This window comes from Shewanella sp. 125m-7, assembly GCF_052977045.1.
The window spans coordinates 35,781-48,471 of the sequence record NZ_JBRILQ010000025.1 but is presented as its reverse complement, the minus strand read 5'-3'; the positions used below and the strand labels follow the sequence as shown (position 1 = coordinate 48,471).

14 protein-coding genes are annotated in these 12,691 nt (G+C 42.9%); all 14 read right to left on the bottom strand.

The genetic code is table 11. The features are described 5' to 3' along the window. Window positions 1–87: 87 nt before the first annotated feature. The 14 genes from ACVBIL_RS12660 to ACVBIL_RS12595 all read right to left on the bottom strand — a co-directional run bounded on the left by ACVBIL_RS12660 (window position 88) and on the right by ACVBIL_RS12595 (window position 12,538). Window positions 88–288: a DUF2897 family protein gene (locus tag ACVBIL_RS12660; protein ID WP_447167331.1), complete on the bottom strand. Its 201-nt coding sequence runs from the start codon at window positions 286–288 to the stop codon at window positions 88–90. Between the two features lie 20 nt (window positions 289–308). Further along, window positions 309–1,046, bottom strand: a complete 738-nt coding sequence (gene kdsB / locus ACVBIL_RS12655; protein WP_447167330.1) for an 8-amino-3,8-dideoxy-manno-octulosonate cytidylyltransferase KdsB — start codon at window positions 1,044–1,046, stop codon at window positions 309–311. Between the two features lie 68 nt (window positions 1,047–1,114). After that, window positions 1,115–2,185, bottom strand: coding sequence for a 3-deoxy-alpha-D-manno-octulosonate 8-oxidase KdnB (kdnB, locus tag ACVBIL_RS12650; RefSeq protein ID WP_447167329.1), 1,071 nt, complete (start codon window positions 2,183–2,185; stop codon window positions 1,115–1,117). 82 nt (window positions 2,186–2,267) lie between these two features. Then, the gene (kdnA, locus tag ACVBIL_RS12645) at window positions 2,268–3,452 is read right to left on the bottom strand and encodes an 8-amino-3,8-dideoxy-alpha-D-manno-octulosonate transaminase KdnA (protein WP_447167328.1); all 1,185 of its coding nucleotides are present in this window, start codon (window positions 3,450–3,452) and stop codon (window positions 2,268–2,270) included. 200 nt (window positions 3,453–3,652) lie between these two features. Continuing rightward, window positions 3,653–4,267, bottom strand: a complete 615-nt coding sequence (can, locus tag ACVBIL_RS12640) for a carbonate dehydratase (RefSeq protein WP_447167327.1) — start codon at window positions 4,265–4,267, stop codon at window positions 3,653–3,655. A gap of 197 nt (window positions 4,268–4,464) precedes the next feature. Further along, window positions 4,465–5,307: an alpha/beta fold hydrolase gene (locus tag ACVBIL_RS12635; RefSeq protein ID WP_447167326.1), complete on the bottom strand. Its 843-nt coding sequence runs from the start codon at window positions 5,305–5,307 to the stop codon at window positions 4,465–4,467. A 34-nt stretch (window positions 5,308–5,341) separates the two neighbouring features. Continuing rightward, the gene (locus ACVBIL_RS12630) at window positions 5,342–5,989 is read right to left on the bottom strand and encodes a M15 family metallopeptidase (protein ID WP_447167325.1); all 648 of its coding nucleotides are present in this window, start codon (window positions 5,987–5,989) and stop codon (window positions 5,342–5,344) included. Between the two features lie 38 nt (window positions 5,990–6,027). Further along, entirely contained in the window at window positions 6,028–7,173 is a 1,146-nt protein-coding gene (gene dapE, locus ACVBIL_RS12625; RefSeq protein WP_447167324.1) for a succinyl-diaminopimelate desuccinylase, read from the bottom strand. Next, on the bottom strand, window positions 7,170–7,559 hold the full coding sequence (locus ACVBIL_RS12620; RefSeq protein WP_447167323.1) for an ArsC family reductase: 390 nt from the start codon (window positions 7,557–7,559) through the stop codon (window positions 7,170–7,172). The genes dapE and ACVBIL_RS12620 overlap by 4 nt, the downstream gene beginning before the upstream one ends. 184 nt (window positions 7,560–7,743) lie before the next feature. Then, complete coding sequence (gene crr / locus ACVBIL_RS12615; protein ID WP_447167322.1) at window positions 7,744–8,253, bottom strand: PTS glucose transporter subunit IIA; 510 nt, start codon at window positions 8,251–8,253, stop codon at window positions 7,744–7,746. Window positions 8,254–8,314: 61 nt separating this feature from the next. Continuing rightward, a complete protein-coding gene (ptsP, locus tag ACVBIL_RS12610; RefSeq protein WP_447167321.1) occupies window positions 8,315–10,018 on the bottom strand; it encodes a phosphoenolpyruvate--protein phosphotransferase in 1,704 nt (567 codons plus the stop codon). A gap of 45 nt (window positions 10,019–10,063) precedes the next feature. Further along, window positions 10,064–10,321 carry an HPr family phosphocarrier protein gene (locus tag ACVBIL_RS12605; protein ID WP_447167320.1) on the bottom strand — a complete coding sequence of 86 codons (258 nt, stop codon included), beginning with the start codon at window positions 10,319–10,321 and terminating at the stop codon, window positions 10,064–10,066. A 74-nt stretch (window positions 10,322–10,395) separates the two neighbouring features. Beyond that, complete coding sequence (locus tag ACVBIL_RS12600; protein WP_447167319.1) at window positions 10,396–10,782, bottom strand: ACT domain-containing protein; 387 nt, start codon at window positions 10,780–10,782, stop codon at window positions 10,396–10,398. Between the two features lie 115 nt (window positions 10,783–10,897). After that, window positions 10,898–12,538, bottom strand: coding sequence for a methyl-accepting chemotaxis protein (locus tag ACVBIL_RS12595; RefSeq protein WP_447167318.1), 1,641 nt, complete (start codon window positions 12,536–12,538; stop codon window positions 10,898–10,900). Window positions 12,539–12,691 lie beyond the last annotated feature (153 nt).

Below are 12,691 nucleotides of genomic sequence, written 5' to 3'. Positions count from 1 at the left end.
TATAAGAAGTAGCAGGTGTAGGTAAGACAATAAAAAAGGCGCTATAGCGCCTTTTTTGTTTTCAATATAGCAGAGTAGACTGTCTAGTTACTTCTTTTCAGAGTCAGCTTTTGGATCTTGGTCTTGAGCATCCTTGTCAGCAACTTTTTTTTCTGCGGGCGTTCTATTATGATGATCTTTACCAAATTGTGTCATTTTAAATTTAGCGCTGTATTTCAAGACCGCTAAATTACTGGCGATAACACCAACGATTAATAAAATGAGTAATCCAACTTCAAGATTTGACATAACGGTTATCGCCTTATCAATTAGTCAACAGCCAGTCTTGCTTCACAGATGCGGATATCTTCAGGCGTATCCACTTCTGGTGAATCAAATGCACTGATAGCAACCTTAATTTTGTAGCCATACTCTAGAGCTCGAAGCTGCTCTAATTTTTCCAAATCTTCTAAGCGGCCAAGTGGTAGCTTAGCAAACGTCTGGATAAATTTACGGGTATAAGCGTAAACGCCAAGGTGCTTATATACGGGGAAATCGCTTGTATCACGACCGTAAGGGATACGTGCTCGAGAAAAGTAAAGCGCATTAAAATTGTTATCGAACACCATTTTAACGTGGTTAGGATCGTTTAATTGCTCTTCGTCACTGATAGCATAGCCTAAGGTGGCCATGTCAAATTCACCTGGGTGACGTTCACAAAGGCTAACCAGCTGTTCGATAGAGATAGGATCGATTAACGGTTGATCACCCTGCAAGTTAATCACAAGGTCGTCATCAGCGAGTCCTAGTTGTGTTATAGCATCATCGATACGGTCGGTACCTGATGCGGCATCTGCACCTGTCATAACAACTTTGCCGCCAAAACCTTCAACAGCGGCTTTAATGCGCTCATCGTCGGTTGCAACATAGATGTCTTTAAGCCCTTTTGCTAAAGCAGCGCGCTCGTAAACATGCTGGATCATTGGTTTACCGTTTATCGGTGCCAATGGCTTGCCAGGGAAACGGCTAGAGCCGTAACGAGCAGGGATTAATAAGGTTACATTCATTCAATTTACCTACTTAAAAAAGTATCGTGGGCTCCGTGATTAGAGCCCAGTCTTGCTTACGCTAGATTTTAGATACGACGAAATAGCGCTGTGAGCATTTCGTCGGTGACTTTATCTTCCCAGCCTTCACCGTAAACATTGTCCCAAAGTGGGCCCATGCTCTTGGTGACAGCAACCATCTTAGCGATGGTTTCATCAGGAAGATCTTTACAGATATTCTTAGGCAGAACGATATTGTGCTTATCCATCATCCTACGGAATTCAGCCACACCTTCTGGATAGAAATCTTCGAGTACATCAAATGCTAAACAGTTGCCTATACCGTGATGGTAGCCTAATACATAGCCCAGTCCATAAGAAACTGCATGACATGCACCAACTTGACTATAGGCAATACTCATACCGCCCATATAAGAAGCCATCATTAGTTTGTCATCTTTTTCTGCATGGTCGTCTATAAAGACCTCACGGCAAAGATCCATCGATTTTTCGGCAAATGCTTTCGCAAATTCATTTAAATAAGTGCCCTCTAATGATTCAACACAGTGGATATAGCAATCCATACCGGTATAGAACCATTGGTCTGTAGGCACACCCGCAATCAGCTCAGAATCCATAATGATCTGATCAAATACCGTGTAGTCGGAGTTTAAACCAAGCTTACGCACAGGGCCACAAAGTACTGCTGTACGCGATGCTTCTGCGCCAGTACCTGAAACAGTAGGAATACCAATATGGTGAATTGCTGGATTGTTAATCAAATCCCAGCCTTGGTATTCGGCGCTGCCGCCAGGGTTAGTTAACATCAGTGATACCGCTTTGGCGAGATCCAATGTTGAACCGCCACCTAAGCCAATTACGCTCACAGGTAGTTTACTATTAAAAGCTTGAACTTGCTCGGTAAGTGCATCAACTTGCTTTGTCGTGGGTTCATCATCCACATTGACATAAATGAGTAGATCATGTGCTTTAGCTGGAATACGATCACTTAGTGGTTTTAATTGATGGACGTCATCAACTAAAAACACTACAAAATCATTTTCTACTTGGCGTTCTTCCGCTAACACTTGATCGAGTTGGGCAAATGAACCGCGACCAAAAATCATTTTTGGTACACATTTGAAATTCTTAAAACTCATTACGACATTCTCCGTTGGGGCCATTAGTTTAAAATGTGCTATCGCGCCAATACATATTGGCGCGACGGATACTTGTTGTTCATTAAGCAAAAGCGCGTTTTATATTTTCGATACGCTGCTTAATCTCATCTTCCGTCCATGAAAGTTTGATAAGCATAGAAATAGTGCGGCTCATGATAGCATCAGACTTAGGCACAGACACTTGAGTGTAATCGGGTCTGTCTTCGATAAGTGTTATCGGAAGCGCAGAAGAGGACTTAAGCTCTTGGATATGCTTCCAGTTAGATAGGTAATGCCAGTTATTGACATACCAGTAGAAGCAGCCATCAACGCCATTTTGTGCCAGCTTTTTATTGATCTCGATTGTGCGAGCTTCAGTTGGCATAAAGAAAGTTAAAAAGCCTGCCGAGTCGCCTTCAACATCTGGGATCTCGCGGAAAGTAACTTCAGGGATCTCAGCCATAGCGTCTTTAATTAATTTCTTGTTAGTACGCTGGATATCAATGATTTTATCGAGTTTACGTAACTGAGCTAAGCCCATCGCTGAGTTCATTTCTGAAATTCGGAAATTAAGGCCCATGATAGGGTGACCTTCTGCGCCGCGGTCATTACCTACGTGATCGTGACCATGGTCTGAGAACATATGCGCGTAGTTGTAGATGGTGTCATTATTGGTGATCACAGCTCCACCCTCACCACAGGTAATGGTTTTTACCGAATCGAATGAGTAACAACCAACGTCACCGATAGTACCCAAAGCTTGGCCTTTATAGCTGCCACCAATTGCTTGGCAAGCATCTTCCAGAATGATTAGTTGGTGCTTGGCACAAACTGCTTTAATTTCATCCATCTTTGCCATAGAACCACACATGTGGACTAAGTTAATCGCCTTAGTTTTTGGTGTGATCGCAGCTTCAATGCCTTCAGGGGATAGACAAAGCGTTTCGTCGATTTCTGCAAATACAGGCACTGCTCCTGCCATAAATACCGCTTCCACAGAGGCAACGAAAGTAAAAGGCGGGACAATAACTTCATCACCCGCGCCAATTCCTGCAGCAGCCATTGCAGTTTGTAGCGCTGCTGTGCCACTCGATACAAGATGTGCGTGTTTTACATTCATTTTTTCGCACAATAAGGCTTCCATTTCACGGGTTTTCCAGCGGTCATTGCGCATATGGTCAAAGTTATAACGGAAGGTGAAACCATTTTCCATTACATCCGCGACTTCTTGTTTCTCTTCAGGACCAAATAATTCAAAACCAGGCATGGATATTTCCTTAGCATTCACTGCGCAAAATTGCGCTAAAAATAAATACCGGATTATAACTGGGATAGGGTAGTAACTGCGAGAATTCTTACTATTTTTCTTCTATTTAGCAGCAATTGTGTAACGAATGCCGCAAAAAAGGGCTGTACCAGCTAGATGCTTAGGTCAGCCCTTAAATAATGGTTTAAGTTTAAGCGGTCTTAGCGCTGTAGATGTTCAGTTTCACTAGTTACCGTAACATCTAAATCGGACAGCAATCCGTTTTCAACACTATAAATCCAGCCATGGATAGCGACATCTTGACCGCGAGCCCAGGCATCTTGAACGATTGTCGTGCTAGTGACATTGGCAACTTGTTCAATCACGTTTAGTTCGCATAGACGATCAAACCGTTCTTCCTCATCCATGTTATCAAGGTCGCTCTTATGCAGGCGGTAAATATCACGGATGTGGCCTAACCAGTTATCGATTAGACCTAATCTATCTGTACCCATTGAGGCTTTAATACCACCACAACCATAGTGTCCAACAACCATAATATGTTTGACTTTAAGTACTTCAACAGCATATTGCAGTACAGACAGGCAGTTTAAATCGGTGTGGATAACCATATTGGCGATATTACGATGGACGAATACTTCGCCTGGCATCAAATCAATAATTTGATTTGATGGTACGCGACTATCAGAGCAGCCTATCCATAAATACTCTGGGTTTTGCTGTTTAGCCAGCTGCTCAAAGAATTTTGGATCCTCTTCAAGGATCCGGCCCGCCCAACGACGGTTATTATCAAAAAGCGGTTTTAGTAGTTTCATTCTGCTCTTATGTTCGCTCAGTTAAGAAAAACTTCAATACAGGCTAAGTCTATCATTGAACCCTAGCGCTGCTGGTCTATTCAGTACTATAGATAAGTAAGCTTAACTGTTTGTTAAAAGTGTTGCTGCAGGGTTGTTAGTGTTAATGAGTCATGCTGCAGCACAGGTTGAGAGCGAATTACTTTCACTCGCCTAAATTAATTATTTTGAGCTAAAAACAGCTCAATTTGCTGATTAACAAATTCTGCTTGCTCTAATGTTGAGATATGACCGCAATCTGGAATATGCACATATTTACTGCCATGAATGGCATCGTGCATCAAGTAGCCTTCGAGTACACTGCGAGCCTTATCTTCTACGCCAGTCATAATCAAGCAAGGAAGGGTGAATAACTCGGCATCATCCATAGTGTCTCGACGACCAAAAATCATTCTACCAAGCTGATAAAGGGTGTCGATATTATCGCTATCAAAATGACTGAGCTTTTGTGTTAACTGTGCGACAAGTTCTGCTTTGGGCTGATGAGCAAAAAAGAGTGGGGTGATCGCATCAATGATCTTAGGTGATATTGTTTGTTCAGCTTTAATAACATCGAGCATAGCGTAATATTTATCACGGGTGATTTCTGGCTCATAACCAATGAAGCTACCTAGCATGATGAGGTGTTGAACACGAGTCGGTGCTTTAAGTGCCAATTCAGCGCCCCACATAGCACCAACCGATAAGCCTAGGACAGAAAATGTGTCGATGTCTAACGCGTCCATAAGACTAAGCATTTGCGCGGCCACGGCTCTTAAGTTTCGACAGTTTTCAGGTAGCGCCCCTGAAAAACCATGACCCCAAAGGTCTGGAACAATACAGCGGTAACTTTGACTTAAGTGGGCAATTTGTGGCGCCCACATATCACTGTCCCACAGGTAACTATGACCCATCAATAAAACTGGCCCTTGACCAATATCTAGATAGCTTAGCGTACTACCATCTATGTTTAGTTGGTGTCTGTTGGCGGAAAAGTTTGTGGTTAAGTCGATTGTATTCACAGTGTTATCTCAAATATGTTCGGTGAAATCGGGGTTAAGTGTTTGAGGGCTTCAGAGCCGGTACTGGCGCGACGCGCAAAACATACTCATTAACGAGAGCGTCTAAACGCTCGAGAATGGTATCTTTATATAAAATAGCACTAGAGCTTAAGATCGCTTTGACTGAGTCTATTTCGTAAGTCTTTATATAGTCTTTTGAAATCGGAAAGTAACTCAGGTGCCATGGCTCTGGACTCACACCACTTAGACCTTGTTGGAAAGGCAGATAAAAGCCATATTTTTCTGCGTGGCAGTGTAACCATTGACTCAAAGTGAAACAAGGTCCACCTTGCTGATATTCATCGGAAACTAAGCGTAATTGAGACCTTTCTATCTTGTTGCCATCAAATATATCGATGTCAGTTCCCCAATGGTGTCGCGACATGCCAGGAATTGCGGACCATATTAGTAGGGTATCGATCAATTGATTTGAGGAAAGTTGGTCAATGGAGACCGCCTTAGAATGTTTATCTAATACCGCTCGCTTACCACTGGCTTTGGCATTCCAAATTGATAGTTGTTTGTCAAAGTCTCGGTATCCAGAGCAAAGCTGGATATCGATACCTTCAGTTAACGCTGCTCGCTGCATTTTTAAAAATGCAGCGGCAGTGTTTAGCTCTAAAAGCTGTCCTAAACATTCCACTAAATGCTTGCTTTGGAGGCCGTAGAGAAATGGATGGGCTACTTGCACAGCAAGTTTTCCAAAATGGCTTCATAACAATCAGTGAGTAACTCAAGGTCTGAGACTTTGACGCACTCATTCACTTTATGAATGGTCGCATTAACGGGGCCAAGCTCAATTACCTGAGCCCCCGTCGGTGCGATAAAGCGACCATCAGATGTGCCACCAGATGTTTGCGGATCGGTATCTGTACCGGTAACCTTTTTAATTGCTGCTTTAGTCGCGTCCAATAAAGGGCCTTCACCAGTAAGAAAAGGTAAACCATTAAAGACCCAGTTAATATCGTAATCCAAACCATGGGCATCGAGAATATTGACGACTCTCTCGATTAAGAGCTCTGCGGTCACTTCGGTCGAATATCGGAAATTAAACATTACCTCTAATGCACCGGGTATGACGTTTGATGCACCTGTACCGCCGTTGATATTGGCGATTTGAAAACTGGTAGGTGGGAAAAACTCATTGCCATTATCCCACTTCATTCTAGCCAGCTCATCTAACGCAGGTACTGCTTTATGAATTGGATTATCAGCAAGATGAGGGTAGGCAACATGCCCTTGGATCCCATTGACCGTTAAATTACCCGTTAGGCTACCCCTACGACCATTTTTAACGATATCACCGAGCTTATGAGTCGAGGATGGTTCACCCACTAATGACCAAGTAATTTTTTCATTGCGCGCCTCTAGAGTATCGATGACCCTAGTCGTGCCGTTAATAAATGGGCCTTCTTCATCGCTGGTAATAAGAAAGGCGATTGAACCTTGATGATTGGGGAATTTTTTAACAAAACGCTCGGTTGCAACTAACATCGCAGCTAATGAACCTTTCATGTCTGCTGCGCCACGACCGTGTAAATAGTCATCAATAACAACGGGCTCAAAAGGTGGTGTATGCCAACGATTAAGATCACCTACGGGAACCACATCTGTGTGGCCAGCAAAACAAAATACCGGGGATTGATTTCCTCGGCGCGCCCACATATTGGTGGTGTCATCAAATACCATAGATTCAATGCCAAAGCCTGCCGCTGCGAGTCTGTCAGCCATTAACTGCTGACAGCCTTCATCTAAAGGTGTTACGGATTGACGGGATATGAGGTCTTTGGCGAGGCTTAATACTGCTGAGTCGTCATTGTGGCTCATAAGTTAAACCACGCGCGATAGTCAGCTTCTTTAAATCCGACTTGAACTTGGCCGTTTATGACGAGTACAGGACGTTTGATTAGCGTCGGGTAGAGGGCCATGAGTGCAATCGCTTTCTTTTCGTTAATATCGGCTTTATCGGTATCGGTTAGATTACGAAAACTGGTGCTACGTTTATTAAATAGGGCTTCCCAGCCAATAGCACTGACCCATTCTTCTATCTGTTCACTGCTGAGCCCATCTTCACGAAAGTCGTGAAAGGTCACGTCAAGTTGATTTGCTTCAAGCCATTTACGCGCTTTACGAACGGTATCGCAATTCTTAATGCCGAAAAGTGTCAAAAGGGTACTCCAATCTATTTTTATAAGTCGTCTGCATTGTGGCATTGCTTTTAGCTCTGCTCAAGGGACAATTGTTGCGTTATCCCCCTTGTTGAGTGTTATTCAATGCATTTAAATTTGAGAGGACTTACTTGAGAGGACTTGAAGTTGAATTTTGCACGGCGAAGAAAAAGGCCTAATTAAGATTAGGCCTTCACGGAGGTAACTTGGGTATATATAAGGTTAAGACTTAAAGTCTGACGGAAAAAATCACATCTTTACCGGCTTCTATATGCCCCTGGTTTTTATCGATACTGCGTATGTCTTCCATATTAGCGATAAGAACAGGGGTGAGCAGGCTGTCTGCATGCTCTTTTAAGTAGTCTATATCGAACTCGACTATTGGCTCGCCCATTTTTACTTCTTGGCCTTCTTCGGCTAATCGCTTAAACCCATTACCTCTAAGCTCCACTGTACCTATACCAAAGTGTACAAATATCTCGATCCCTTGAGTCGACTCAATGCTAAATGCATGGTTGGTCTCAAAAATCTTGCCTATAGTGCCATCGATTGGCGCCAAAATTAGGTGCCCCTTAGGTTCTATGGCTAAACCATCGCCAACGATTTTTTCTGAAAATACAGCATCAGGTACCTTTTCAATGGCAACAATTTTGCCACTGACAGGTGCGTACACATTGACTTCGCCAGAGATGTCAGTTTGTCCTGAAATAAGGCGTCTAATACGGCTCAAAAATCCCATTTAATTTGCCCCTTGGAATCGTTTTTTTTATTGAAAAAGGCTAATGCAGCTATCATAATTTCTAAGGTCGAGGGTTAAGGTAACATTTTAACTCTTCGATTCTTTTTATTTTTAGCGCCTGTTCGGCTAGGATCAAGCATGTTTGATAACTTATATCACGTATTGCAGACTTAACCTCTAATAATGAATTTAAATTAACACTGAGTTCGTCAATTCCCATTCCCACCAGCAAAGGCGCTACTTTTGGATCGCTTGCTAACTCTCCACAAAGTGATACGGTGATGTCATTTTTATGAGCAATATCTATGGTGGCTTGGATGAGCTGCAGCACTGCTGGCGAGAGTGACGGGTATTGTTTCGTCAGTAATGGATTGGTGCGATCGGCGGCCATCGTATATTGGGTCAGATCATTGGTGCCTATACTGACAAAATCGAGCAGTGGCAGCATGGACTCAAGATTGAGCACTGCGGCTGGTGTTTCGACTACGATACCATAGCTTAGCTCACCAAAGCCTTTTTCCTCTTCAACGAGGCGTTCTTTACACTCCTCAACGTAGCCGAGTAACTGCTCAAGTTCTTCAATTTGATTAATCATTGGGAACATCAAGCGAACGGAGCCGTGATTTGCCGCCCGCAAAATCGCTGAGAGCTGGGTTTTAAAGAGTTGCGGATGGGCCAAACTGTAGCGAACTCCCCTTAAGCCTAATGCCGGATTATCTTCATTGATCGGTTCTAGACAAGAAAGCTCTTTATCGGCGCCAACATCTAACGTCCTTAGCGTAAAGGTTTTGCCATCCATTAAATGCAGAGCATCACTATAAAATTGATATTGGATTTTTTCATCGGGTAGTTTACTGGTATTCATTAGCATGAATTCAGTTCGAAATAGTCCAATCCCCTCGGCGCCAACATCGGCTAAGTGACTTATTTCGTTAAGGTTACCGACATTGGCTAATAAAGATATATTGTGACCATCTAAAGTTTCAGTCGGTAAATCTTTAAGGGTAAGTAATTGTTGCTTTCGTTCGAACTCCTGTTGTTTTAGTACTGTTAGATATGCGTGTTGCTGTGGGTCCGGCTCTATTATCAGCTCACCTTCAATGGCGTTTAACACAACCTGAGTGCCATTTTTTATCTGCGTGTGGTCATATTGGCAACTGAGTAGCGCTGGAAGCCCGGCGCTACGGGTCAAAATCGCGGTATGGCTGGTAATACCGCCTGTATTGAGCACGATGCCAGTGATATGCTCAAGCGGAAGCATGGCGAATTCGGCCGGGGTTAAATCTTGAGAAAATACTATTGTATCTTGTGTCAGCTGGCTGAGATCTAGATGTTGAGCACCGTTCAAACGGGCAATGAGTCGACGACCCAAACAGGAGACATCTAGTGCCCGATTGGCAAGGTAGGGGTCGTCTAAGAGTGCCAGTTCAGATGCTTGTTGCTCGAAGACCCTTTCAATAGCAGCGGCAGCGCTGATCTGTAACCTAGAAATGGTGTGTTCAATTTGCGCTAACAGGTCTTCATCATCGAGGATCAGTAGGTCCGCTTCAATTAACTCAAAGTGGCTGCTGTCGGGTTGTAACTTTTCTAAGCTTTGATTTAAATACAGCCTTTGCAGAGCGAAGGCGTGTCGTAGCTTTTGCAACTCGATAGCAATTTGGGCTTTGGGGATTAATCGATAATCAATTTTCTCATGGTGTAAATTGAGGTGTAGCGCTTGTCCAAAAGCGATACCTGATGAAACTGCAATTCCCGTAATCGACATGGTGGCACCCTTAACTTGGTGTTAACGTGAATCTTAACTTGAATCTTAACTTAGTGTAATAAGCAGCTCTGACACGTCTTCAACAGCTTGTTGAGCTTGCTCACCTTCGGCGAAGACTTTCACTGATACGCCATAATAAAGCCCTAAGGTTTGTAGTTTGAATAAACTTTTCGCACTCGCTTGCTTACCACCACATTCCACGGTGATATTGCAGTCAAAAGACTTTGCCTTTTTTACAACCAAAGCTGCTGGACGGGTATGGATCCCGTGTTTAGCGGTGATAATAATGCTCTTTTCATACATAAAATGTAGCACTCTATAAGTCGATGCAAAGCTCGGTGTGCTTTATGGTTAACGCTAACTTAAGGGGAATATAACTAATAATCAATTATTTGGTAATTTTTCTTTTTTAGTGCTTTGGTTGCAGCCGAGAGGGTCTCTTTTTTGACTAAAATATAATCGGTATCAAAGGTCGATATTGCGAAGATACTAATTTTTTCGTTTGCGAGAGTGGTAGACACATTGGCTAAAATGCCAGTCATGGAAAAGCCCAATGGCCCGATAACTTCGAGGCAGCGCCAATCCTCTTCTTGCTCTATGCTGTCGAGAATTAACCTTGCAGGGACGACGACAGAGATCTCATCCTTGGTTCTACCGATGAAATACATATCTTGCTGAAAAATATCGGCCGAAATAGGACTGTCGGCTGAAAAACTATGGATAGTGTAGAGCTCTGGGTGGACAGCTAACGTCATGCGAGCCATAAATTGAATTCACCTATAAAGAAATCCCTTCAGTGAATTTAGCTTATCATAATTTCGAATGAGCGAGAGGGGCAATTGTTGCCCCTCGTGAGTATAGGTTTTGTGCAACCTTACGTTAATTGACTTTGAATTGCCCTAGAGTGCGAGCGCAATCTTGACTGATATGTTGTAGTGACACCGCGGCATTATGATTACTTTCATTCGCTTTAACTGACACTTCCGTTAATTCGGTGATAGCGCAGATATTACGATTAATCTCTTCGGTGACTATTGACTGCTCTTCTGTCGCGCTGGCAAGTTGAGTATTCATATCACTAATATGTGCAATTAGATTTAAGATGTCAGTTAATGAATCACTTACGTCGTTGACTTGGTTTTGCACCTGTTGGGATTGATTTTGATTTTGCTCGTTACTGGCAACGACCAAACTCACTCCTGATTGGATCTCTTTAATGATATTTTGGATCTCATTAGTTGAATCTTGTGTACGGTTCGCTAAGGCACGCACCTCATCGGCTACGACCGCAAACCCGCGTCCATGACTACCTGCTCGAGCGGCTTCAATTGCCGCATTCAATGCAAGCAGGTTAGTTTGCTCGGCGATACCTCGAATAACATCCAAGATCCCACCAATTTGAGCCGAGGAGTTACCTAATGCATGAGTGATCTGTTGAGCACTCTTTAGCTCATTGGCGAGATGCTTTGAATTGTCTAATGTGGCATCCATCATCGACATGCTTTGTTGGGCTTGATGTTTGACGCTATTAGCTGCTTCCGCAGCTTGATTAGTATTACTGGCCATCTCATGGGTGGTCGATAACATTTGGTTTATTGCCGTTGCGACACTCGAGGTTTCTTTGTGAAGGTGGTCGACACTGACATTTGATTCTTCAGCAGCGTTGAGTAAACGCTGAGCATCGAGATCTAAGTTTTTACCTATAGGTTGAAGTTGAGCAACCATATCTCTAATTTTTATTACAAACAGATTGAAAGCTTGCGCAAGTTCTGCAACTTCATCTTTGCCTTTCGTGGGCAGTTTTTGGGTTAAATCTCCTTCTCCCTGGGCAATGTCTCTCATTGCCACGATGGCTTCTTTTAACGGTGCAGTAATAGAAATATTGAGCACTAAAAAGAACAGGAAAATAGGCACAGATATCATCATCATGATGATGAGGTAATCAATGGCCATAGAATACATCAGCTCATTGACATCACTTGTGTAGCTGCCGGTAATAATTGTCCATCCCCAGGGTTGGTATAGTTTAGCCTCTACGAGCTTAGATTCTAAATTACCCGTGGTAGGGTTAGGGAAATCAATTTGCCCTTTGGCTACGGACTGGGTTTTGGCCAACGTTAATAATGTATCGAGACTGACCGCGCCTTGAGTTCTATACACTGCTTTGACGTTTTTAGAGATTGCACTCGAATCTGCGCCGTGAGCGATAATGGTTTGCTTGCTATCTAAAATGATAAAATAACCATCATTGCCAAAACTTATCTGATTGATAAGGTCGGCTGTTGCGGTTTGAGTGCTAGCCAAGTTACTTTTGTTGCCAGCAACTTGTCTATTATTCGCCTCTATCAAACTCATTGCCGTGTTGATCTGAGCATCGTTTTGCAACCACTTTTGTGCAACTAAGTTGTTATATTGCTCATTAATTGAAAAACTGGCGAAACAAACTGTGCCTATTGCGGCCAGCATGAGCATTAATATCAAGCGTTGTAAAATCGTAAATTGTCTTAGTAGGGCGATCATATCGTTATTGTCTGCTACGGATACGTGAGTTTAACTTACCTTTTATAGCGTAATGAATAAACAGTAACCGTATGTTTATTTTAAAAATGTTAACTCTATCGATTACAAGTTTTAACACTCGTTGTGACTCCCTATTGATACCAAGCTTGGTCA